This is a genomic window from Streptomyces sp. NPDC059861 (assembly GCF_042731435.1).
Taxonomy (GTDB): Bacteria; Actinomycetota; Actinomycetes; order Streptomycetales; family Streptomycetaceae; genus Streptomyces.
In genome coordinates this window covers 17,082-40,415 of sequence record NZ_JBHWJQ010000034.1, presented here as the reverse complement: position 1 = coordinate 40,415, position 23,334 = coordinate 17,082, and the positions used below count along the sequence as shown (strand labels likewise).

Annotated in this window: 22 protein-coding genes and 1 tRNA gene; 12 read left to right on the top strand and 11 right to left on the bottom strand. The window is 68.7% G+C overall.

Annotated features, from left to right (window positions below; all coding sequences use genetic code 11):
- The first annotated feature begins 9 nt into the window (after window positions 1-9).
- Window positions 10-342 (top strand): thioredoxin, encoded by a 333-nt coding sequence (trxA, locus tag ACFV6X_RS26520; RefSeq protein WP_365449566.1) that lies wholly within the window; start codon window positions 10-12, stop codon window positions 340-342.
- Window positions 343-445: 103 nt separating this feature from the next.
- On the opposite strand, the gene ACFV6X_RS26515 is transcribed toward trxA, so the two are convergent.
- From ACFV6X_RS26515 to rpmH, 9 genes are all read right to left on the bottom strand, one after another.
- Window positions 446-1,063, bottom strand: coding sequence for a GNAT family N-acetyltransferase (locus ACFV6X_RS26515; RefSeq protein ID WP_385387427.1), 618 nt, complete (start codon window positions 1,061-1,063; stop codon window positions 446-448).
- Between the two features lie 335 nt (window positions 1,064-1,398).
- Complete coding sequence (locus tag ACFV6X_RS26510; protein ID WP_365449570.1) at window positions 1,399-2,514, bottom strand: ParB/RepB/Spo0J family partition protein; 1,116 nt, start codon at window positions 2,512-2,514, stop codon at window positions 1,399-1,401.
- Window positions 2,511-3,584: a ParA family protein gene (locus tag ACFV6X_RS26505; RefSeq protein ID WP_385387502.1), complete on the bottom strand. Its 1,074-nt coding sequence runs from the start codon at window positions 3,582-3,584 to the stop codon at window positions 2,511-2,513. Before ACFV6X_RS26505 ends, ACFV6X_RS26510 begins: the two co-directional genes overlap by 4 nt.
- A gap of 304 nt (window positions 3,585-3,888) precedes the next feature.
- Window positions 3,889-4,605: a 16S rRNA (guanine(527)-N(7))-methyltransferase RsmG gene (gene rsmG / locus ACFV6X_RS26500; RefSeq protein WP_385387425.1), complete on the bottom strand. Its 717-nt coding sequence runs from the start codon at window positions 4,603-4,605 to the stop codon at window positions 3,889-3,891.
- Window positions 4,606-4,710: 105 nt separating this feature from the next.
- The gene (locus tag ACFV6X_RS26495) at window positions 4,711-5,223 is read right to left on the bottom strand and encodes a protein jag (protein WP_385387423.1); all 513 of its coding nucleotides are present in this window, start codon (window positions 5,221-5,223) and stop codon (window positions 4,711-4,713) included.
- A gap of 13 nt (window positions 5,224-5,236) precedes the next feature.
- Window positions 5,237-6,544, bottom strand: coding sequence for a membrane protein insertase YidC (gene yidC, locus ACFV6X_RS26490; RefSeq protein ID WP_385387421.1), 1,308 nt, complete (start codon window positions 6,542-6,544; stop codon window positions 5,237-5,239).
- 3 nt (window positions 6,545-6,547) lie between these two features.
- The gene (gene yidD / locus ACFV6X_RS26485; RefSeq protein WP_385387419.1) at window positions 6,548-6,925 is read right to left on the bottom strand and encodes a membrane protein insertion efficiency factor YidD; all 378 of its coding nucleotides are present in this window, start codon (window positions 6,923-6,925) and stop codon (window positions 6,548-6,550) included.
- Window positions 6,922-7,293: a ribonuclease P protein component gene (gene rnpA / locus ACFV6X_RS26480; RefSeq protein ID WP_365449580.1), complete on the bottom strand. Its 372-nt coding sequence runs from the start codon at window positions 7,291-7,293 to the stop codon at window positions 6,922-6,924. The genes yidD and rnpA overlap by 4 nt, the downstream gene beginning before the upstream one ends.
- A 21-nt stretch (window positions 7,294-7,314) precedes the next feature.
- Complete coding sequence (gene rpmH, locus ACFV6X_RS26475; RefSeq protein WP_003956500.1) at window positions 7,315-7,452, bottom strand: 50S ribosomal protein L34; 138 nt, start codon at window positions 7,450-7,452, stop codon at window positions 7,315-7,317.
- A 374-nt stretch (window positions 7,453-7,826) separates the two neighbouring features.
- Between rpmH and dnaA the strand changes: the two genes are divergently transcribed.
- From dnaA to ACFV6X_RS26425, 10 genes are all read left to right on the top strand, one after another.
- Entirely contained in the window at window positions 7,827-9,749 is a 1,923-nt protein-coding gene (gene dnaA, locus ACFV6X_RS26470) for a chromosomal replication initiator protein DnaA (RefSeq protein WP_385387417.1), read from the top strand.
- An 857-nt stretch (window positions 9,750-10,606) separates the two neighbouring features.
- Entirely contained in the window at window positions 10,607-11,737 is a 1,131-nt protein-coding gene (gene dnaN / locus ACFV6X_RS26465) for a DNA polymerase III subunit beta (protein WP_365449583.1), read from the top strand.
- 201 nt (window positions 11,738-11,938) lie between these two features.
- Window positions 11,939-12,814, top strand: a complete 876-nt coding sequence (gene gnd, locus ACFV6X_RS26460; RefSeq protein ID WP_385387415.1) for a phosphogluconate dehydrogenase (NAD(+)-dependent, decarboxylating) — start codon at window positions 11,939-11,941, stop codon at window positions 12,812-12,814.
- 47 nt (window positions 12,815-12,861) lie between these two features.
- Entirely contained in the window at window positions 12,862-13,983 is a 1,122-nt protein-coding gene (gene recF, locus ACFV6X_RS26455; RefSeq protein WP_385387413.1) for a DNA replication/repair protein RecF, read from the top strand.
- Window positions 13,980-14,513, top strand: a complete 534-nt coding sequence (locus ACFV6X_RS26450; protein WP_365449587.1) for a DciA family protein — start codon at window positions 13,980-13,982, stop codon at window positions 14,511-14,513. Before recF ends, ACFV6X_RS26450 begins: the two co-directional genes overlap by 4 nt.
- A gap of 443 nt (window positions 14,514-14,956) precedes the next feature.
- Window positions 14,957-17,017, top strand: coding sequence for a DNA topoisomerase (ATP-hydrolyzing) subunit B (gene gyrB, locus ACFV6X_RS26445; RefSeq protein ID WP_385387411.1), 2,061 nt, complete (start codon window positions 14,957-14,959; stop codon window positions 17,015-17,017).
- A 42-nt stretch (window positions 17,018-17,059) separates the two neighbouring features.
- Window positions 17,060-19,666 carry a DNA gyrase subunit A gene (gene gyrA, locus ACFV6X_RS26440; protein ID WP_385387409.1) on the top strand — a complete coding sequence of 869 codons (2,607 nt, stop codon included), beginning with the start codon at window positions 17,060-17,062 and terminating at the stop codon, window positions 19,664-19,666.
- An 18-nt stretch (window positions 19,667-19,684) separates the two neighbouring features.
- Window positions 19,685-20,494, top strand: a complete 810-nt coding sequence (locus ACFV6X_RS26435) for a DUF3566 domain-containing protein (RefSeq protein WP_365449593.1) — start codon at window positions 19,685-19,687, stop codon at window positions 20,492-20,494.
- Window positions 20,495-20,594: 100 nt separating this feature from the next.
- Window positions 20,595-20,671 (top strand) — tRNA-Ile (locus ACFV6X_RS26430).
- Between the two features lie 87 nt (window positions 20,672-20,758).
- Window positions 20,759-21,247, top strand: coding sequence for a hypothetical protein (locus tag ACFV6X_RS26425; protein WP_385387407.1), 489 nt, complete (start codon window positions 20,759-20,761; stop codon window positions 21,245-21,247).
- A gap of 9 nt (window positions 21,248-21,256) precedes the next feature.
- Here ACFV6X_RS26425 and ACFV6X_RS26420 read toward each other — a convergent pair whose 3' ends face one another.
- Entirely contained in the window at window positions 21,257-21,757 is a 501-nt protein-coding gene (locus ACFV6X_RS26420; protein ID WP_385387405.1) for a MarR family winged helix-turn-helix transcriptional regulator, read from the bottom strand.
- A gap of 83 nt (window positions 21,758-21,840) precedes the next feature.
- Between ACFV6X_RS26420 and ACFV6X_RS26415 the strand changes: the two genes are divergently transcribed.
- The gene (locus ACFV6X_RS26415) at window positions 21,841-22,293 is read left to right on the top strand and encodes an HGxxPAAW family protein (RefSeq protein WP_385387403.1); all 453 of its coding nucleotides are present in this window, start codon (window positions 21,841-21,843) and stop codon (window positions 22,291-22,293) included.
- Between the two features lie 28 nt (window positions 22,294-22,321).
- On the opposite strand, the gene ACFV6X_RS26410 is transcribed toward ACFV6X_RS26415, so the two are convergent.
- Window positions 22,322-23,197 carry a hypothetical protein gene (locus ACFV6X_RS26410; protein ID WP_385387401.1) on the bottom strand — a complete coding sequence of 292 codons (876 nt, stop codon included), beginning with the start codon at window positions 23,195-23,197 and terminating at the stop codon, window positions 22,322-22,324.
- Between the last annotated feature and the right edge of the window lie 137 nt (window positions 23,198-23,334).

Below are 23,334 nucleotides of genomic sequence, written 5' to 3'. Positions count from 1 at the left end.
GAGCCCGCCGTGGCCGGCACCCTGAAGAATGTGACCGACGATTCCTTCGAGCAGGACGTCCTCAAGAGCGACAAGCCCGTACTGGTGGACTTCTGGGCCGCCTGGTGCGGCCCGTGCCGCCAGATCGCGCCGTCCCTCGAGGCGATCGCAGCCGAGTACGGCGAGAAGATCGAGATCGTCAAGCTGAACATCGACGAGAACCCGGGCACGGCGGCCAAGTACGGTGTCATGTCGATCCCGACCCTGAACGTCTACCAGGGTGGCGAGGTCGCCAAGACCATCGTCGGCGCCAAGCCGAAGGCCGCGATCCTGCGCGACCTCGAGGACTTCATCGCCGAGTAACGGGCCGCGCCGACGAACCGGCGACGCATGTTTCACGTGAAACACGAATGGGCCAACCCCAACGGGTTGGCCCATTCGCCTTACCAATGGTCGAAGTGACGGGCTACAGCGGTCGCAGCGCGGGTTCCTTCTGGACCGCCCCGAGCAAACGGTCGAGTGCCATCTCCACGTCTTCCTTCCAGGAGAGTGTCGTTCGCAGCTCCAGCCGCATACGCGGGAAGGTGGGATGCGGCCGGACCGTCTTGAAGCCCACCGCCAGCAGATGATCGGCGGGGAGCACACAGGCGGGTTCCTTCCAGCGCGCGTCCCCGAACGCCTCGATCGCCTTGAAGCCCCGCCGCAGCAGGTCCTTGGCCACCGTCTGGACCATCACACGGCCGAGCCCTTGCCCCTGGTACCCCGGCACGATGAACGCGGTCATCAACTGCACCGCGTCCGGCGACACCGGGCTCGTCGGGAACGCAGTCGAGCGGGGCACATAGGCCGGGGGCGCGTAGAGCACAAAGCCCACCGGTACGTCGTCGACGTAGACGACCCGGCCGCAGGAACCCCACTCCAGCAGGACGGCCGAGATCCACGCTTCCTTCTCCAGGGCGGGCGTGCCCGCCTTCACCGCGGCTTCGCCGCTGACTGGGTCGAGTTCCCAGAAGACGCACGTGCGGCAGCGCCGGGGAAGGTCCGGAAGGTTGTCCAGCGTGAGCGGTACGAGCCGACGGCCCATGAAGGCTGTTCCTCGCTTCCCTCGCCCGCAGCGTCTCGGGCGGCAGTCAGAGCACTCCGTTCCCTGAGCAGGCTGCCGACGAACCCGCCGACCGCGCCCAGGCCCAGTACTGCGCTCAGCAGTCCGGTCCGGCTCATCGTTCGCATGGCCCCCGCCTCCCCATAGATGTACCGCAGACGTACTGCCACGTGGATGCGCCATACCCGATCGCATCGTATCCATGAAGCGATTCCACCGATACCGCCAGAAAGCAAAGTGCGGGCCGTGTTCCGGTACACACCGGACACGGCCCGCACGAGCGGCCACGGAACGGGCTCACGCCGCCGCCCGGGGACTCAGTCCTCCGTCTCCTCGAAGTCGGAGTCGGAATCGCCGCCGTCCAGCAGGCTCTTCTGCAGGACGGGGCCCTCTCCCGGCGCGAGCGAGCCGAGGATTCGCTCAAGGTCCTCCATGGAGGCGAACTCCACGGTGATCTTGCCCTTCTTCTGACCGAGGTCGACCTTGACCCGCGTCTCGAAGCGGTCCGAGAGACGCGTCGCGAGGTCCGTCAGCGCCGGAGAGACCCGGGCACCGGCCCGCGGCCCCTTGGAGCGCTGAGCCGTCTTGGGCCGCGATCCCATGAGGGTCACGATCTCCTCGACGGCGCGCACCGAAAGACCCTCAGCGACGATCCGGTGGGCCAGCCGGTCCTGCTCCTCCGAGTCCTCCACGGAGAGCAGTGCGCGTGCGTGCCCGGCAGACAGCACACCCGCTGCCACCCGGCGCTGAACCGCCGGCGAAAGCTTCAACAGACGCAGCGTGTTGGACACCTGCGGACGCGACCGGCCGATGCGGTCGGCCAGCTGGTCGTGGGTGCAGTTGAAGTCCTTCAGCAGCTGGTCGTAGGCGGCTGCCTCTTCCAGCGGGTTCAGCTGGGCCCGGTGCAGGTTCTCCAGCAGGGCATCGAGGAGGAGCTTCTCGTCGTCCGTGGCACGCACGATCGCAGGGATGGCTTCGAGGCCCGCCTCACGGCAGGCCCGCCAGCGCCGCTCACCCATGATGAGTTCGTAGCGGGCGGGACCCAGCTGGCGTACGACGACGGGCTGGAGAAGCCCGACCTCCTGGATGGAGGTGACGAGCTCCTGCAGCGCGTCCTCGTCGAAGACCTCTCGGGGCTGGCGCGGGTTGGGTGTGATGGAGTCGAGCGGCAGCTCGGCGAAGTGGGCGCCCATGGGAGGTGCGGGCATGTCCATCACGTCGTTCACCGACGGCTCTTCGGTTTCACGTGAAACAGGCGGCAGTGTGGCCACCTTGGCCGCGGCCACGCCACGGTCGGACGTCAGCACCGGCACCGCCGTGGGCGACGCGGATGCAGCACCTCCCACCGCAGCCTGGGCCGGCGTCCTCTCGGTCGGGGCCGCAGGGATCAGAGCCCCGAGACCACGGCCCAGTCCCCTCCGTCGCTCGCTCACTGGATCCCCTCCACCATGCTGTGGTCGCTCTGAGCGCCGATGTGGGCGTGTGTCGCGTCATAGCTGACGCCGACGCCCTTCAGCGCGATTTCTCGTGCCGCCTCCAGATAGGAAAGGGCACCGCTCGAACCTGGATCGTAAGTCAGGACCGTCTGCCCGTAGCTCGGCGCCTCGGAGATACGGACCGAGCGCGGGATGCTCGTCCGCAGCACCTCGTCGCCGAAGTGGCTACGCACCTCGTCGGCAACCTGGGACGCAAGGCGCGTCCGGCCGTCGTACATGGTGAGCAGAATTGTCGAGACATGCAGGGCCGGGTTGAGGTGCCCTCGCACCAGGTCGACGTTGCGCAAGAGCTGACCCAGCCCCTCCAGCGCGTAGTACTCGCACTGGATCGGGATGAGGACCTCCTGGCCCGCCACAAGGGCGTTGACCGTGAGCAGGCCCAGCGAGGGCGGGCAGTCGATGAGGATGTAGTCCAGCGGCTGCTCGTATGCCTGGATCGCTCGCTCAAGACGGCTCTCGCGCGCCACCAGGGACACCAGCTCGATCTCCGCACCGGCGAGATCGATCGTGGCGGGGGCGCAGAAGAGACCCTCGACGTCGGGGACCGGCTGGACGACCTCCGAGAGCGGCTTGCTCTCGACCAACACGTCGTAGATCGATGGCACTTCGGCGTGGTGGTCGATCCCCAGAGCGGTGGACGCGTTGCCCTGCGGGTCGAGGTCGATCACCAGGACGCGGCCGCCGTGCAGAGCCAGCGAAGCGGCCAGGTTGACGGTCGTCGTCGTCTTGCCCACCCCACCCTTCTGGTTGGCGACAACGATGACACGGGTCTGTTCAGGTCTCGGTAGACCCTCCCCGGCCCGGCCCAGAGCCTCGACCGCCAGTTGGGCAGCACGACCGATGGGAGTGTCGTCCATCGGGGGCGGTGTTTCACGTGAAACATCCTCCCCCGGCGACTCGGTACGGGGACCGGGGACCGGATCGGTCATCGGTCCCGCGATGTTGGCGTCGGACCGCAAGGATTCACTCTCCTCGACTTCAGGCTCGCAATGAACAGAGCCTCCCATGCCTTCGGGGTCGTGAACCAGTGAGGCCTGTTGTTCTGTGGAGAAATCCACCTCTGTGGACAACTCCGGACCCCTTGCGGGGGGCGGAGCGTCATCGGAAACGACCGGAGCTTCGCCGAGTGAGCCGAGAGGCTTGCGGTCTCGGGGTTCGGCCGCGGCCCGGCCGCGGCTGATAATGCCGTGCAGCAGTGAGCGACGTTTCACGTGAAACACGATGCACAGCAGCCGGGACCGGACTGTCGCGACACTCCGGGATGCATAGGTTTGGCAGCTTGTGTGGAGTAAGTCTCGTCCTCAGGACGGATCAGCGACGCCGGCGTACGCGTCCCGTCCGCGCGGCCTTCGCCCGCTTCGCCGCGAACCGCACACCGCCAGGGCTCTCCCCGACCTCGACCCGCACGACCGTGGACAGAGGATCCACGACGCCCTCACCCACATGCAGGATGGACGTGCCCACGGCCCCGAGCTTGCTCAGCGCGGTGCCGGCGGCCTTGAGCTCCTCCTCCGCGGTGTCGCCCTTGAGCGCGAGCATCTCGCCGTAGGGACGCAGCAGCGGAATTCCCCAGGTGGCCAGCCGGTCCAGCGGGGCCACCGCCCGCGCCGTCACCACATGAACCGGTGGGAGCTTCCCCATGACCTCCTCGGCGCGACCGCGCACGACGGTGACATGGTCGAGGCCGAGCAGCTCGACGACCTCGGTCAGGAAGTTCGTCCGTCGCAGCAGGGGCTCCAGCAGCGTGATCTTCAGGTCCTCCCGGACCAGGGCCAGCGGGATGCCCGGCAGACCGGCACCGGAGCCGACATCGCAGACGGTGACGGCCTCGGGCACGACCTCCGAGAGCACCGCACAGTTCAGCAGATGCCGCTCCCAGAGCCGGGGCACCTCCCTGGGGCCGATGAGCCCTCGCTGTACGCCTGCCTCGGCCAGCAGCTCCGCGTACCGGACCGCGTCCGAGAAGCGATCGCCGAATACCGCACGGGCTTCCTCGGGAGCGGGGGGGAGCTCCGCTGCCTCCGTCACGGGGACCGTCCTTCCGTACCCTCCAGCGCACGCGCGCTGACTACCAGGCTGACAAAGATCGGCCCCGCCTGCGCAACAGACGGGGCCGGTGGAGCGTGGGACTGCTCAGGCGGGCAGCACGACGACGAAGCGCTGCGGCTCCTCGCCCTCGGACTCGCTGCGCAGACCCGCGGCCTTGACGGCGTCGTGCACGACCTTGCGCTCGAACGGCGTCATCGGCTTGAGCTTCACGGGCTCGCCGCTGTTCCTGACCTCCGCGGCGGCCTTGGCGCCCAGCTCGGAGAGCTCGGAGCGCTTCTTGGCGCGGTAGCCCGCGATGTCCAGCATCAGCCGGCTGCGGTCACCGGTCTCCCGGTGCACGGCCAGGCGCGTGAGCTCCTGGAGCGCCTCCAGCACCTCGCCGTCCCGGCCGACCAGCTTCTGCAGGTCACGGCCGCCCGCGTCACTGATGATCGAGACAGCGGCGCGGTCGCTCTCGACGTCCATGTCGATGTCGCCGTCGAGATCGGCGATGTCCAGCAGACCTTCGAGGTAATCCGCCGCGATCTCGCCCTCCTGCTCCAGGCGGGTCAGGGTGTCTGCACCCTCGGCAGCGGCGGAGGTGGTGCCTTCCGTCACGGGATGGACTCCTTTACTTCTTGGAAGAGGACTTGGGCCGCTGCGGGCCCTTGCGCTGGCCGGACTGGGCCCGGCTGCGGCCCCCGCCACCGGACTTGGGCGCCGCCTTGCCGGACGCATCCGCCGATCCAGCGTCCTGCGGTTCGTCGGACTTGCTCAGCGAGGTCGTCGGCGCGGCGTTCTCGGCGCCGGTGTTCTCGGCACCGCCCGCGGGCTTGGGACCGCCGGCGGCCTGGCGCTTCGCCTTCGGCTGCCGCTTGGGCTGCTGACGCTTCGGAGTGCCGGCGGTGACGGTGGGCGTACCGTCCTCGGTCACGGTGGCCACGGCGCCCTCGCTCTTCACGACGTTGCCGTCGGGCTGGGCCGCGAGACCGGCCTTGCTGAGGCCGTTGATGAACTTGCGCTCGTAGTCGTTGCGGTCCCGGCCCTTGGCGACGATGGCCTTGACGATGGCGCGCTCACCGCGTCCGCGGGTCTTGCCGTGGTGCGTGACGCTCTTGGTCAGACGCTCCAGGTACGCGGCCTGTGCCTTGGAACCCGGGGTCGGGTTGTTGTGGATGACGTACATCTGCTGGCCCATGGTCCACACGTTGGTGGTCAGCCAGTAGACGAGGACACCGACCGGGAAGTTGATGCCGAAGACGGCGAACATGATCGGGAAGATGTACATCAGCATCTTCTGCTGCTGCATGAACGGCGTCTTCACCGAGGTGTCGACGTTCTTCGTCATCAGCTGGCGCTGCGTGTAGAACTGCGACAGCGACATCAGGACGATCATGATGGCCGTGACGATCCGCACATCGGTGATCGATGAGCCGAGCGCCTCGACCTTGTCCGCGTTGTCGGTGAACTTCGCGGCGAGCGGGGCACCGAAGATGTGCGCCTTCTGCGCGCTCTCCAGCAGCCGCTCGTTGATCACGCCGATCGTGTCGTTCGACGCGATGCTGTTGAGCACGTGATACAGGGCGAAGAAGAACGGAGACTGCGCCAGGATGGGAAGGCACGAGGAGAGCGGGTTGGTGCCCGTCTCCTTGTACAGCTTCATCATCTCTTCGGACTGACGCTGTTTGTCGTTCTTGTAGCGCTCCTGGATCTTCTTCATCTCGGGCTGAAGCGTCTGCATCGCCCGGGTCGCCTTGATCTGCTTCACGAAGAGCGGGATCAGGCAGATGCGGATCAGGATCACCAGCGACACGATGGACAGGCCCCAGGCCCAGCCCGTGTCGGGGCCGAAGAGCGCACCGTACAGCGAGTGGAACTGGACGATGACCCACGAAACGGGTGTGGTGATGAAGCTGAAGAGGCTGGCAATCGTGTCCACTAATCATGCTCCTTGGGCATGGGACGGGGTCTCTGCGGCCGGGCTCGAAGGAACGTCGCTCAAAGAACTCGAATGAACGTTCTCTTCGGTGGCCGTTTCGGCGGCGGAGGGCCCGCCCTTGCGTGCGCGCCATGTGTTGCGCAGCATCTCGTGCCACCGCGGACGCTTACGCGGCGGGACATGGTCCACGCCGCCCAGCGACCACGGATTGCAACGCAGGATGCGCCAGGCCGTGAGTGCGGTGCCCTTGAGGGCACCATGCCGGTCAATGGCCGTGTAGCCGTAGTGGGAACACGACGGGTAGTACTTGCACACCGGCCCGAGCAGCGGGCTGATGGTCCACTGGTACAGCTTGATCAGCGCCAGCAGCGGGTACTTCATCGCGCGCCCCCTCCCAGTAGCCGCTCCAGGGCGGCGTCCAGGTCTCGGGCCAGCTGTGCATGGTCGGCGTCGCCCGCACCGGGCAGCGCTCGTACCACTACCAGGCTACCGGGGGGCAGCAGGTCGACTCGGTCACGCATCAGATGGCGCAGTCTGCGCTTCACTTTGTTGCGTACGACCGCGCCGCCCACAGCCTTGCTCACGACGAAACCCGCACGTGTCCGGGGAGCGCTCTCCCCAGGCGCGTGCGGGTCCGTGGCACCGCTACGAAGGTGGACGACGAGGAGTGGGCGTCCGGCCCGGCGCCCTCGTCGTACCGCGGTCGCGAAGTCCTCGCGCCGCCTCAGCCGGTTCTCGGTGGGCAGCACGACGTCATGACCTGATCGGAATCAGGCGGACAGACGGGCGCGACCCTTGCTACGGCGGGACGCGAGAATCGCGCGGCCGGCACGGGTGCGCATACGCAGCCGGAAGCCGTGGGTCTTGGCGCGACGACGGTTGTTCGGCTGGAAGGTGCGCTTGCTCACTCGGGGGCTCCAGAATAAATCGGGGTTTGCGGGGTGCCGTCCTGGCTGTCACCGTGCGCCCACGAGTAGCTCGCGTTACGCCCGAGTGCACCGCTTTCCGATCACCTTGACGCGATCTGTGCCCATCGGAGGCAGGCGGCAGCAGCCATCGACAACTCGACCTGGTTACGGTACGCGCGGCTACGCCATTCGGTCAAACCAAGGGTCACGGGGAGACACTGTCCACAGGCTGGGGACAACAACTTGAACCGTACCCGTCGCCCTGACTACCGTGACGGGACTCCGATTCGTTCCCTTATCCCCGCCCGACCCGATTTACATCCCGAGCCGTCCCACAACCACACGTTCGTGGGACCCGTGAGAGAGCGTGCCCTGTGGCTGACGTACCTGCCGATCTTGCCGCAGTGTGGCCACGAGTACTCGAGCAACTTCTCGGTGAAGGCCGTGGACAGGGCGTCGAGACCAAGGACGAACACTGGATCCGGCGCTGCCAGCCGCTCGCGCTGGTCGCCGACACCGCACTGCTCGCCGTACCGAACGAGTTCGCGAAGGGGGTCCTGGAGGGACGCCTCGCACCGATCGTGAGCGAGACGCTCACCCGTGAGTGCGGCCGCCCGATCCGGATCGCGATCACCGTCGACGACTCCGCGGGCGAGCCCCCGCCGTCCCCGCCGGCGCCCCCCGCCCAGCACCAGCACCGCTACGAGGAGCCCGAACAGCTCCCGTCGTCCGGTCAGTACGAGGGCTACGGCCACGGCCGGCACCGCGCCGAGCAGCTCCCGGGTTCGCCCGGCGATCAGCTGCCCAACCCGCGCCCCGCCTATCCGTCGGAGTACCAGCAGCGCCCGGAGCCGGGCGCCTGGCCGCGGCAGCAGCAGGACGAGTACGGCTGGCAGCAGCCGCGCCTGGGCTTCCCCGAGCGCGACCCGTACGCGACGCCGCCACGGGAGTCGTACGACTCGCAGGACTCCTACGGCTCGCAGGACTCGTACGGCCCCCCGTCCCGCGACCGCGACCACTACGGCCCGCCCTCGCAGGACTACCGCCCGCAAGGCAGGGAGCGGCCGTACGACCAGCAGCGCTCGGAGTACGAGCCGTCACGTGGTGACTACGACCAGCGCGACGCCCGCCGGGAACTGCCCGAGCAGTCGGTCGGCGGCGGCCAGGTGCACCGCGGTCCGGCCGGCGCCACGCTGCCGGTGTCCAGCGGCGCCCCCGGCCCACTGGCCGCGCAGCCCGCGCCGGCGACCGGTCCCGGGGAGCCGACCGCGCGGCTGAACCCGAAGTACCTCTTCGACACGTTCGTCATCGGCGCCTCGAATCGCTTCGCGCACGCGGCCGCCGTGGCCGTCGCGGAGGCGCCCGCGAAGGCCTACAACCCCCTCTTCATCTATGGCGAGTCGGGGCTCGGCAAGACCCATCTGCTGCACGCGATCGGACACTACGCGCGGAGCCTGTACCCGGGCACGCGCGTGCGGTACGTGAGCTCGGAGGAGTTCACCAACGAGTTCATCAACTCGATCCGCGACGGCAAGGGCGACAGCTTCCGCAAGCGGTACCGCGAGATGGACATCCTGCTCGTCGACGACATCCAGTTCCTCGCGGACAAGGAGTCGACGCAGGAGGAGTTCTTCCACACCTTCAACACGCTCCACAACGCGAACAAGCAGATCGTGCTGTCCAGCGACCGGCCGCCGAAGCAGCTGGTGACGCTGGAGGACCGGCTGCGGAACCGTTTCGAGTGGGGTCTGATCACGGACGTCCAGCCGCCGGAGCTGGAGACCCGGATCGCGATTCTGCGCAAGAAGGCGGTGCAGGAGCAGCTCAACGCCCCGCCGGAGGTACTGGAGTTCATCGCCTCGCGGATCTCGCGGAACATCCGTGAGCTGGAAGGCGCGCTGATCAGGGTGACGGCGTTCGCGTCGCTCAACCGGCAGCCGGTGGACCTGGGCCTGACCGAGATCGTCCTCAAGGACCTGATCCCCGGCGGCGAGGACTCGACCCCGGAGATCACCTCGACGGCCATCATGAGCGCCACCGCCGACTACTTCGGCCTGACGGTCGAGGACCTGTGCGGCAGCTCCCGTGGCCGCCAGCTCGTCACGGCCCGACAGATCGCGATGTACCTGTGCCGTGAGCTGACGGATCTGTCGCTGCCGAAGATCGGCGCGCTGTTCGGCGGGCGCGACCACACGACCGTGATGCACGCGGACCGCAAGATCCGCAATCTGATGGCCGAGCGGCGCTCCATCTACAACCAGGTGACCGAGCTGACGAACCGCATCAAGAACGGCTGACAGCAGCCGCCACAGGCCGCCGAGGGCGCCCCGGGACGAGATCCCCGGGGCGCCCTTCGTCGTACCGCCGTCATCCCGTGTTCGAATACGTGCCGGGTTACGGCCACTCTCCACAGATTCGGTGAGTTTTTCCCGTCCACATGCTGGGGACTGGGAAGTTGTCCATATCGTGTCCACAGCCGCGCCTGTTGAAAGACCATCAGACCAGGTCAACTGCTTGTGGATTGGTGGACGAACGATCTCCACAGACTGTGGACGGCCGACGGATCCACAAGCTGTGCACGGAGTTGTCCACGGGCAACCCACAGGCTCGGGGCGGTTGTCCCCAGCGATCCCCAGCTTCTCCACAGCGCTGTCCACTGTTCGGCAACCCGACGCGCCTGATCACCGGGTCGAGTGAAAGGCGTCACACAAAGGTGCCAGGTTGGGCTGTGGGAAAGGTGGGTAAAGCTGGGGACGGCGCTGGGGAGAAGTCGCCTCGGCCTGTGCACGGGGTGTGCAGAACTTTCTTTTCTCCACAGACAGCCCCGGTTGTCCACCGCCGTCGCCCACAGGGCCCGTGGACAAAATTTCCGCTCTGAGCTGCGCAAACGCAGTTATCCACGGTATCCACAGCCCCTACTACTACTCCCGACTAGAGAGAGTGGGGAATCCGCTTCGAAGGGGGTCCTGTGCACAACTCGCCGTCCGGCGCCCGGCTGCCCCTCGTCACGACTTGACCCCGAGAGGCACCTACTGTCAGTGCGGTGCGTCAGACTGGTCCCCGGTGTTCTTCCCTCCCCGGGGCCAGCGACACCGAGACAGACGACGAAGCCAGGCAGGGCGAGAAGCGCCGGCAACAGCAGGAGGCGGCAACAGTGAAGATCCGGGTGGAACGCGACGTACTCGCGGAGGCCGTGGCCTGGGCGGCGCGCAGCCTCCCGGCCCGGCCGCCGGCGCCTGTCCTCGCCGGCCTGCTGCTGAAGGCCGAGGACGGCCAGCTGAGCCTGTCCAGCTTCGACTACGAGGTCTCCGCACGCGTGTCGGTGGAGGCCGAGGTCGAGGAGGACGGCACGGTCCTCGTCTCCGGCCGCCTGCTCGCCGACATCTCCCGCGCCCTGCCCAACCGGCCGGTGGAGATTTCCACAGACGGTGTACGGGCGACAGTGGTGTGCGGCTCCTCGCGTTTCACACTCCACACCCTGCCTGTGGAGGAGTACCCGGCGCTGCCGCAGATGCCGAACGCGACGGGCACGGTCCCCGGCGAGGTCTTCGCCGCCGCGGCCGCCCAGGTCGCCATCGCCGCGGGCCGGGACGACACGCTGCCCGTGCTCACCGGTGTACGCATCGAGATCGAGGGCGACAAGGTCACCCTCGCCTCCACCGACCGCTACCGCTTCGCGGTCCGCGAGTTCCTGTGGAAGCCGGAGAACCCCGAGGCCTCCGCGGTGGCCCTGGTGCCCGCCAAGACGCTGCTCGACACCGCCAAGTCGCTGACCAGCGGTGACAGCGTGACGCTCGCGCTGTCCGGCTCCGGCTCCGGCGAGGGCCTGATCGGTTTCGAGGGCGCCGGTCGGCGTACGACGACCCGCCTGCTGGAGGGCGACCTCCCGAAGTACCGCACGCTGTTCCCGACCGAGTTCAACAGCGTCGCCGTCATCGAGACCCCGCCGTTCGTGGAGGCCGTCAAGCGCGTGGCCCTGGTCGCCGAGCGGAACACCCCGGTGCGACTGAGCTTCGAGCAGGGCGTGCTGATCCTGGAGGCCGGCTCCAGTGACGACGCACAGGCTGTGGAAAGGGTCGACGCGCAGCTGGAGGGCGACGACATCTCGATCGCCTTCAACCCGACCTTCCTGCTGGACGGCCTGAGCGCCATCGACTCCCCGGTGGCCCAGCTGTCCTTCACGACGTCCACCAAGCCCGCCCTGCTCAGCGGCAAGCCGGCGCTGGACGCCGAGGCGGACGAGGCCTACAAGTACCTGATCATGCCGGTGCGGCTCAGCGGCTGACGCGGGCCGGGCCGGGCAGACCGGTGATCCACAGCCCTCGCGGTCCTGTGGATCACCGGATGCGAAGCCGCAGGTGGGGCGGTACGCGTGAGCGCGTATGCCCACAGATGTGCGCGACCGTCCGGGTCTAGGCTCGGACACGGGTACGAAAGTGCCCGACGCCACTTCGCAACACCTGTCGCAACCTAAGGAACACAACTGATGGAGCTCGGTCTCGTCGGCCTCGGCAAGATGGGCGGCAACATGCGCGAGCGGATCCGCCGCGCGGGCCACACCGTCGTCGGATACGACCGCAACCCGGACCTCGCCGATGTCCACAGCCTGGAAGAGCTTGTGGGCAAGCTCAGCGGCCCGCGCGTCGTGTGGGTCATGGTCCCGGCCGGTGCCGCCACCCAGTCGACCATCGACCAGCTGGCCGAGCTCCTGGAGCCCGGGGACGTCGTCGTGGACGGCGGCAACTCCCGCTGGACGGACGACGAGAAGCACGCCGAGGAACTCGCCGCTAAGGGCATCGGCTTCGTCGACTGCGGTGTCTCCGGCGGCGTCTGGGGCCTGGAGAACGGCTACGCACTGATGTACGGCGGCGACGCGGCGAACGTCGCCAAGGTGCGGCCCGTCTTCGACGCGCTCAAGCCCGAGGGCGACTTCGGCTCCGTGCACGCCGGCAAGGTCGGCGCGGGCCACTTCGCGAAGATGGTCCACAACGGCATCGAGTACGCCATGATGCAGGCCTACGCCGAGGGCTGGGAGCTCCTCGAGAAGGTCGACTCCGTGACCGACGTCCGGGAGGTCTTCCGCTCCTGGCAGGAGGGCACCGTCATCCGCTCCTGGCTGCTGGACCTCGCGGTCAACGCCCTCGACGAGGACGAGCACCTGGACAAGCTGCGCGGTCACGCACAGGACTCCGGCGAGGGCCGCTGGACCGTGGAAGCCGCCATCGACAACGCCGTGCCACTGCCCGCGATCACGGCCTCCCTCTTCGCCCGGTTCGCCTCGCGCCAGGAGGACTCTCCGCAGATGAAGATGATCGCCGCGCTGCGGAACCAGTTCGGCGGCCACGCGGTCGAGAAGAAGTAACCCGAAACAGCCAGTACCAGCGGACCGGGGGAGGTCGGCGCACCACCATGCACGTCACGCATCTGTCGCTCGCCGACTTCCGCTCGTACGCCCGGGTCGAAGTCCCGCTCGACCCGGGCGTCACCGCCTTCGTCGGCCCCAACGGCCAGGGCAAGACGAACCTCGTCGAGGCCGTCGGCTACCTCGCCACCCTCGGCAGCCACCGCGTCTCCTCCGACGCCCCCCTGGTCCGCATGGGCGCCGACCGCGCGGTGATCCGCGCCCAGATCCGCCAGGGCGAACGGCAGCAACTGATCGAGCTGGAGCTGAACCCGGGCAAGGCGAACCGCGCCCGCATCAACAGATCCTCGCAGGTCAGGCCGCGTGACGTACTCGGCATCGTCCGGACCGTGCTGTTCGCTCCCGAGGACCTCGCCCTGGTCAAGGGCGATCCCGGGGAGCGGCGCCGCTTCCTGGACGAGCTGATCACCGCACGCTCCCCGCGCATGGCCGGCGTGCGCTCCGACTACGACCGCGTCCTCAAGCAGCGCAACACCCTGCTGAAGTCGGCCGCGCTCGCCCGGCGGCACGGCGGCCGTTCCATGGACCTGTCCACCCTGGACGTCTGGGACCAGCACCTCGCGCGCGCGGGCGCCGAGTTGCTCGCCCAGCGCCTCGAAATGATCTCCGCGCTCCAGCCGCTGGCCGACAAGGCCTACGAACAACTGGCCCCCGGCGGCGGTCCGGTCGCCCTGGAGTACAAGCCGTCGTCCCCGGGCGACGCCCACGCGCGCGAGGCGCTCTTCGAGCAGCTCATGGCCACGCTCGCCGACGCCCGCAAGCAGGAGATCGAGCGCGGCGTCACCCTTGTGGGGCCCCACCGGGACGATCTGAACCTCAAGCTCGGCGAGTTGCCCGCCAAGGGCTACGCCTCCCACGGCGAGTCCTGGTCCTACGCCCTGGCGCTGCGCCTCGCCTCCTACGACCTGCTGCGCGCCGAGGGCAACGAGCCCGTACTGATCCTCGACGACGTCTTCGCCGAGCTCGACACCCGCCGCCGCGAGCGGCTGGCCGAGCTGGTCGCGCCCGGCGAGCAGGTGCTGGTGACGGCCGCGGTCGACGACGACGTACCGCATGTGCTGTCGGGGACGCGGTACACCGTGGCCGACGGGGCGGTGGAGCGGGCGTGACGGCGGAGGGAGCGGCCCCGAAGAAGTCCCCCGAGCCGTCCGGCGTCGACCTCGCGCGGGTGGCGCTGCGGGCGGCTAAGGAGGCCGCCCGCGCGCGGGGGGACGCGGTGCAGCAGAAGAAGCAGGCGCGCCGCGGCGGCCTGCGCTCCGGCGCACGCGCCGACGGGCGCGATCCGATGGCGCTCGGCTCCGCGATCAACCGGCTGATCAGCGAGCGCGGCTGGGAGGCCCCGGCCGCGGTGGGCGGTGTGATGGGCCGCTGGCCGCAGATCGTCGGCGACGACGTGGCCAAGCACTGCGTCCCGGAGAAGTACGACGAGGACGAGCGGGTGCTCGTCGTGCGCTGCGACTCCACCGCCTGGGCCACCAACCTGCGGCTGCTCGCCCCCACGCTGGTCGCCCGGCTCAACGAGGATCTCGGCCACGGCGCGGTCAAGGCGATCAAGGTGCAGGGCCCCAGCGGCCCCACCCCCCGCTACGGCCCCCTGCGTGCCCCGGGGAGCACCGGCCCCGGCGACACCTACGGCTGAGTCGGACCCGTCACAGGGTGAGCTGCATCACGTCCTGGGGGTGACCCACGCCACGTCTGCTGCGCCCGGTGGCAGGGGTTCTCCACAGGCGCTCACCGATCGTCGTACAACCGCACGCGGTTGCGAATCCTGACCTGACGCCGGAGTAGCGAAGGGTTGACACCCGGAAGCGCTGAGTGCCTCCGTGAGCCTCTTGGAGCCCCCTTCCGTATATCGGTACCCGGCGGAGGATGGTTCAGGGCGGCACATGCGGACTCAGGTACCGGCAAACCCCCATCACTGTCGGCGCTACCGGTAGACTGGGAGACAATCCCGCCCCGATCGTGGGGACCGCCCGGGAAAAGCTGAGCATCGCTGAACAAGGCTTACCAACGCAACATGCCGCAGCCGCTCCGGCAACCCGCCGACGAGCCCGGCTCGTGCTGTGCCAGAAAGGGCGCTTCGTGGCCGATTCCGGCAACCCCAACGAGAACATCCCGTCCACCGACGCCGGCGTGACCGCCGCGGCCCCCGCATCGAGCGGCGAGGTCACGGCTTCTTACGACGCCAGCGCCATCACCGTCCTCGAGGGTCTGGACGCGGTCCGCAAGCGACCGGGCATGTACATCGGCTCGACCGGTGAGCGAGGACTGCACCACCTCGTGTACGAGGTCGTCGACAACTCCGTCGACGAGGCGCTCGCCGGGCACGCGGACACGATCGACGTCACGATCCTCCCCGACGGCGGGGTCCGGGTCGTCGACAACGGCCGTGGCATCCCGGTAGGCATCGTCCCGTCCGAGAACAAGCCGGCCCTGGAGGTCGTGCTGACCGTTCTGCACGCGGGCGGCAAGTTCGGCGGCGGCGGCTACGCGGTCTCGGGTGGTCTGCACGGCGTGGGCGTCTCCGTCGTGAACGCCCTGTCCTCCAAGGTCGCGGTCGAGGTCAGGACCGACGGCCACCGCTGGACGCAGGACTACAAGATGGGCGTCCCGACGGCCCCGCTCGTCCAGCACGAGGCCACCGAGGAGACCGGCACGTCGGTCACCTTCTGGGCCGACGGCGACATCTTCGAGACCACCGACTACTCCTTCGAGACGCTCTCGCGGCGCTTCCAGGAGATGGCGTTCCTCAACAAGGGCTTGACGATCAAGCTCACCGACGAGCGTGAGTCGGCCAAGGCCACGACCGGTGCGGACGAGGCGGGCGCGGACGAGAAGCAGGAGCCCAAGACCGTCACGTACCACTACGAGGGCGGCATCGTCGACTTCGTGACCTACCTCAACTCCCGCAAGGGCGACGTGGTGCACCCGTCGGTCATCGACCTCCAGGCGGAGGACAGGGACAAGAACCTGTCCCTCGAGGTCGCGATGCAGTGGAACAACGGTTACACCGAGGGTGTCTACTCCTTCGCGAACATCATCCACACGCACGAGGGCGGTACGCACGAAGAGGGCTTCCGCGCCGCGATGACCTCGCTGATCAACAAGTACGCGCGGGACAAGAAGCTGCTGCGCGAGAAGGACGACAACCTCACGGGTGACGACATCCGCGAGGGTCTGACGGCGATCATCTCGGTCAAGCTGAGCGAGCCCCAGTTCGAGGGCCAGACCAAGACCAAGCTGGGCAACACGGAGGCGAAGACCTTCGTGCAGAAGGTCGTCTACGAGCACCTCAACGACTGGCTGGACCGCAACCCGGTCGAGGCCGCGGACATCGTCCGCAAGGGCATCCAGGCGGCCACCGCGCGCGTGGCGGCCCGCAAGGCGCGTGACCTGACCCGCCGCAAGGGCCTGCTGGAGAGCGCGTCGCTGCCGGGCAAGCTGTCCGACTGCCAGTCGAACGACCCCATCAAGTGCGAGATCTTCATCGTCGAGGGTGACTCCGCCGGCGGCTCGGCCAAGTCCGGCCGCAACCCGGAGTACCAGGCGATCCTCCCGATCCGCGGCAAGATCCTCAACGTCGAGAAGTCGCGGATCGACAAGATCCTGCAGAACCAGGAGATCCAGGCGCTGATCTCCGCCTTCGGTACGGGTGTGCACGAGGACTTCGACATCGAGAAGCTCCGCTATCACAAGATCATCCTGATGGCGGACGCCGACGTCGACGGCCAGCACATCAACACCCTGCTGCTGACCTTCCTGTTCCGCTTCATGCGGCCGCTGGTCGAGGCGGGTCACGTGTTCCTGTCCCGTCCTCCGCTCTACAAGATCAAGTGGGGCCGGGAGGACGTCGACTACGCGTACTCCGACCGCGAGCGCGACGCGCTGATCGAGATGGGCCGCCAGCGCGGCAAGCGGGTCAGGGAGGACTCGATCCAGCGCTTCAAGGGTCTCGGTGAGATGAACGCCGAGGAGCTGCGCATCACCACGATGGACCAGGAGCACCGCGTCCTCGGCCAGGTCACCCTCGACGACGCCGCGCAGGCCGACGAGCTGTTCTCGGTCCTGATGGGCGAGGACGTCGAGGCCCGCCGCCAGTTCATCCAGCGCAACGCCAAGGACGTCCGCTTCCTCGACATCTGAGTCGGTCTCAGCTGACCGCACCAGGAAGGATCTTCACCAGCTATGGCCGACGAGACCCCCAACACTTCCTCTGGCCCTGTCACGCCTGAGGCCGAGGGCCAGGTCCTCCGCGTCGAGCCCGTCGGGCTCGAGACGGAGATGCAGCGCTCCTACCTCGACTACGCGATGTCCGTCATCGTCTCCCGCGCGCTGCCGGACGTCCGGGACGGCCTCAAGCCCGTCCACCGCCGCGTCCTGTACGCGATGTACGACGGCGGCTACCGCCCCGAGCGCGGCTTCTACAAGTGCGCGCGCGTCGTGGGCGACGTCATGGGCAACTACCACCCGCACGGCGACAGCTCCATCTACGACGCCTTGGTCCGCCTCGCCCAGCCGTGGGCGATGCGCATGCCGCTCGTCGACTCCAACGGCAACTTCGGCTCGCCGGGCAACGACCCGGCGGCGGCCATGCGCTACACCGAGTGCAAGATGGCGCCGCTGTCGATGGAGATGGTCCGCGACATCGACGAGGAGACCGTCGACTTCACGGACAACTACGACGGCCGCTCCCAGGAGCCGACCGTCCTGCCCGCCCGCTTCCCGAACCTGCTGATCAACGGCTCGGCCGGTATCGCGGTCGGCATGGCGACCAACATCCCGCCGCACAACCTGCGCGAGGTCGCCTCCGGTGCCCAGTGGTACCTGGAGCACCCCGAGGCCAGCCACGAGGAGCTGCTGGACGCGCTCATCGAGCGCATCAAGGGCCCCGACTTCCCGACCGGCGCCCTGGTGGTGGGCCGCAAGGGCATCGAGGAGGCGTACCGCACGGGTCGTGGCTCCATCACGATGCGCGCGGTGGTCGAGGTCGAGGAGATCCAGGGCCGCCAGTGCCTGGTGGTCACGGAGCTGCCCTACCAGACCAACCCCGACAACCTCGCGCAGAAGATCGCCGACCTGGTGAAGGACGGCAAGATCGGCGGCATCGCCGATGTGCGCGACGAGACCAGCTCCCGTACCGGCCAGCGGCTCGTCATCGTCCTCAAGCGGGACGCGGTCGCCAAGGTCGTGCTGAACAACCTCTACAAGCACACCGACCTGCAGTCGAACTTCGGCGCCAACATGCTGGCGCTGGTCGACGGGGTGCCGCGCACGCTGTCGCTGGACGCGTTCATCCGCCACTGGGTGACGCACCAGATCGAGGTCGTCGTCCGCCGTACGCGCTTCCGGCTGCGCAAGGCCGAGGAGCGGGCGCACATCCTGCGCGGCCTCCTGAAGGCACTGGACGCCATCGACGACGTCATCGCCCTCATCCGGGCCAGCGACACGGTCGACATCGCGCGCACGGGCCTGATGCAGCTGCTGGAGATCGACGAGATCCAGGCCAACGCCATCCTGGAGATGCAGCTGCGCCGGCTCGCCGCCCTGGAGCGCCAGAAGATCGTCCAGGAGCACGACGAACTCCAGGCGAAGATCACCGAGTACAACGAGATCCTGGCCTCGCCGGTCCGCCAGCGCGGCATCGTCAGCGAGGAGCTCGCCGCGATCGTCGAGAAGTACGGCGACGACCGCAAGACCATGCTGGTGCCCTACGACGGTGACATGTCCATCGAGGACCTGATCGCCGAGGAGGACATCGTCGTCACGGTCTCGCGCGGCGGCTACGTCAAGCGCACCAAGACGGACGACTACCGGGCGCAGAAGCGCGGCGGCAAGGGCGTGCGCGGCACGAAGCTGAAGGAAGACGACATCGTCGACCACTTCTTCGTCTCCACCACGCACCACTGGCTGCTGTTCTTCACCAACAAGGGCCGTGTCTACCGGGCGAAGGCCTACGAGCTGCCGGACGCCGGCCGCGACGCGCGCGGGCAGCACGTCGCGAACCTGCTCGCCTTCCAGCCGGACGAGGCGATCGCCGAGATCCTCGCGATCCGTGACTACGAGGCGGCGCCTTACCTGGTCCTGGCGACCAAGGGCGGCCTGGTGAAGAAGACCTCGCTCAAGGACTACGACTCCCCGCGTTCGGGTGGTGTCATCGCGATCAATCTGCGCGAGCGGGAGGACGGATCCGACGACGAACTGATCGGGGCCGAACTCGTTTCGCCGGACGACGATCTCCTGCTGATCAGCAGGAAGGCGCAGTCGATCAGGTTCACCGCGACGGACGAGTCGCTTCGCCCGATGGGACGTGCGACATCCGGTGTGAAGGGCATGAGTTTCCGCGAGGGGGACGAACTGCTCTCGATGAATGTTGTTCGACCCGGTACGTTCGTGTTCACTGCCACAGACGGCGGGTACGCGAAGCGGACCGTCGTCGACGAGTACCGCGTCCAGGGTCGCGGCGGCCTCGGCATCAAGGCTGCCAAGATCGTCGAGGACCGTGGTTCGCTCGTCGGCGCGCTGGTGGTCGAGGAGACCGACGAGATCCTCGCCATCACGCTGTCCGGCGGTGTGATTCGCACGCGAGTCAACGAGGTCAGGGAGACGGGCCGTGACACCATGGGCGTCCAACTGATCAATCTGGGCAAGCGCGATGCCGTGGTCGGTATCGCTCGTAACGCCGAGGCGGGACGCGAGGCGGAAGAGGTCGACGGCGATCTGGCTGTCGACGACTCCGCCGAGGGTGCTGTCACCACCGGCACGGACGAGGGCGAGGCGCCCTCGGCCGAGTAGCACGAGGAGTGAGTCAGCGTGAGCGGAGCCACGGGCGCCGGATCGACCGGTATCCCGGCCGGTAGTTCGACCGGCGCGGAGACGGACGGCGGCGGCCGTGGCTCCGCCGCGTCTGCGACGGACCCGCACACCACCCAGTTGCGGGCGATCAAGTCGCCCGCGAAGGATGCCCAGACACCCTCGAACTCGCCCGACACTCATGGATCCCAGGGGGGAACTGTGACGGACACCCGTGGCCCGCAGACCCAGCACTACGCGGCTGGAGCGGGCCCGGCCGCCCCAGCGGGCGCCCAGCCGCAGCCGGCGGGCGCCCAGCAGACGGCTTCCCCGTTGCCCGGCGAGCGGCACGCCGAGCAGCAGGCCTCCGGGCCGTACCACCCGCCGCAGGCCTACCCGGCCGCGCCCGGGGCCGGGAACGCGGTACGCCGGCCGCGCACCGGCGCGCGCACCACGCCGCGGGTGCGCAAGGCGCGGCTGCGGGTGGCCAAGGCCGACCCGTGGTCGGTGATGAAGGTCAGCTTCCTGCTCTCCATCGCGCTGGGCATCTGCACGATCGTGGCCTCTGCGGTGCTGTGGATGGTCATGGACGCGATGGGCGTCTTCTCCACGGTCGGCGGCACGATCTCCGAGGCGACCGGCTCGAACGAGTCGAACGGCTTCGACCTGCAGGCGTTCCTGTCGCTGCCCAACGTCCTGATGTTCACGGCGATCATCGCGGTCATCGACGTCGTCCTGGCGACGGCGCTGGCGACGCTCGGCGCGTTCATCTACAACCTCTCCGCGGGCTTCGTCGGCGGGGTGGAGCTGACGCTGGCAGAGGACGAGTGACGGTCTCCTAAACGTCCTGCGACTATCGATTTTGGGAGTGCCGCAGTCGTGCGCTAATCTTCAGGAGTCAGCGCGCGGGACACACACCGCAGAGCGCGGCGGGGCTATAGCTCAGTTGGTTAGAGCGCATCCCTGATAAGGATGAGGCCACAGGTTCAAATCCTGTTAGCCCCACCAGCACGAAGACCCCCGGTCCACCTGGATCGGGGGTTTTTGGTACGTGACAGCGGGGGCGGCCACGACTCAGGGGAGGTCGCGGTGCGGGTGGGTGACAGCGAGCGTCACTGGGTCGGGGCGTGGCACGTTCCACTGAACATCGCCGCCATGCACGTGAGCGGCATGGTGCTGTTCGTCGGCTTCCTCCTGATTCCGGCCGGGTCCGGCCGAAGCCATCTCGAAGTACTGGGCCAGATGATCTGGTTCCTGATGCTGCATGTCGTGATCCAGATTCCGGTCGGCTTCTGGGCTTCCCGGTGGGCGATTCGTGGTCAGGTGTTCAGGGCCGGCCTGGTCGCGCTGGGACTGGCCTCGCTCGTGCTGTGGTCGCTCTACCTGGGTACCGGCCGGGATCCGTCGGTCTGGACGTTGTGCAGGCAGAGTTGGGGAGCGCTTTGTGTCTCCCTGACCAGCTACGTATGGCTGTGCACGCTGCGCCGCTCCACGGCTCGGCGGATCGCCGGGCGATTCGGACACCACGCCCAGTGGCTTGCCATGTGGGCCTTGTTGCGTCCGCCACGGCGGGGACCCCGCTGAGGGCCCTGATCACCGAGCGCCGGGGTCGGCGCGCGTGCCCTCGCGGGACTCCCCCAGGTACGTGCGTGCCAGCGTGCCGGCGCGGGTGAACCAGTCGGCGATCAGGGCGATCTCGTCCGGCGTGTAGCGCGTGAAGAGGTCCGCCAGGAGCACGTAGTACGGCTCGTAGATGGCGCGTACGCGCTCGGCGGCGGCCGGGACGGCGGCCACGCGCACGCGGCGGCGGTCGGCGGGGTCCGGCTGCCGCGTCACGAATCCGCCGCGCTCCAGGCGGTTCAGGATGCCGGTCACGGCGCCCGTCGTGACGTGCGCGCGCTCTGCCAGGTCGCCGGCGGTGAGGGGGGAGTCGGGGCCGGCCTGGAGGACGTACGCGAAGCAGATGAGGTCAGTGACGCTCAGGCCCAGGTGCCGGGCGAACTCCTGCTGGCCGAACATGGCCGTCGCCACGAAGTCGTCCATCGCGTTGATCGCGGCCCAGACGGGCGCGGGGGGTTGGGGCGAGCCCTCCATGGAAATCCCTTAGTTTCTAAGTTAAATTGCTTACCTGCTAAGGCAGTGTAGGCATTGACGGACGTGGCCGAGGGGTGACAGACGTGGGTGGACATCAGTTTGACGAGGGGCACACCATCGCCGGGTGGTCGGGGGTCGCCGTTGCCACGGTGGGGTGCGCGGTTCTGGGCGTCGGTGTGTGCGGGTGGCGGCCGGGGCTCTGGCTGGGGGCGGGCGTCGTGGTCGTGGCCGCACTCCTCACCTGGGGCCTGCATCTCGCCGGGTGGGGGAAGCCGCCCGGGCCGCGGCCCAAGGATCAGTGGGGGGTGCGGGTTCGTGATGCGGGCGCGCGGGCGGGGCATGCGGGGTGCCTCGGATGCCGGGTTGCGGGCCGGCGGGGTGCGCGGGCCTCGGTGCCACGCGCGCTTGCTGTGCCTGCCGCGACACCCGCGCCTTCGGTGCCTGCGTCCACCGTGGCTTCCGTGGCTTCCGTGTCTTCGGCGTCTGCCGGGTCTTCTGTGCCGTCCGGGTCTGCGGAGTTCGGCCGGACCGAGTGATCATCGCCCGGACGGGCTGCGGCAGGCCTCAGCGGCCTTCTGCCGTCAGCCGTTCCACACGAGCGGCCGCACTCCTGGCCCGGCGTCGGGCCTCGCTCACGCGGCGGTCGGCGAAGCGGGTGCGCTCCCTGGCCTGACGTTCGGCCGCGGCGGCCTGCCGGTGCTCCTCCTCTGCCCGCTCCAGCTCCTCGGCCAGGCTGCTGACGCGCTGTCTCAGCTGGTCGGTGTGGTTCTTGGCGCTCTGCGCGTCGTGGGCGGCCACCGTTGCCTCCTCTTCCGCGGCCCGGAGGTCGTTCTCGGCGGTGCCGGCCTCCTCGCGCGCCTTCGTCAGGCGCTCCCGCCTGGTCTCGTCCGCCGCGCGCTCGCGGCGGGCGGTCGGCGGTGGCGCCTCGGACACGGCAGGAGCGGGCCGTACGGCATCCTGTGCGACCGCCGGGAAGCCGACAGCGGCGTCGAGCGGTTTGACCAGCCTGCCCGCGGCCCACTGCCGGGCCGCGTCCGGGTCGGCGAGGACGGCCTGCAGGGTGTTCTCGACCTCCCGTTGGGCGTCCGGCGTGATCGGGCGGCCTGCCTGTGCGGCGAGTTGGGCGGCCTGGCGGGACAGGGTGCTGACCAGGACCCGTTGCCGGCGCATGAGTTCGCGCAGTTGGGCGCCGTCCAGGTCGTGGTGTGCCTGGCGCAGGCCCTCCCCGAGTCGTAGCAGTGGTTCGACCTCGTCCGGCTGCTCACGGACCAGGAGGTTGCCGGCCCATGCCGACAGGCTCGGCCGGCGCAGCTTGCCGATCCTCTCGGCGAGGGCGCGGTCACCGGCCTTGCGGGCCGCCGCCGCGTGGGTGTCGCGGGCGGTCGTGAAGTGCTCCGGCCGCAGCCCGTACAGCTCGTCGGCGACAGCGTCGAAGTCCACGGGCGTTCCTCTCCACGTGACGGGGGCGGCGTAGGGGCGGCCGTCGTGGGGGTCGTCGTACCGATTTTCCCAGAGCCGGCCTGGGGAGGCGTGCCCATGCGCGGCGCACCTGCTGGAGACCTACGACGTACGGCGGG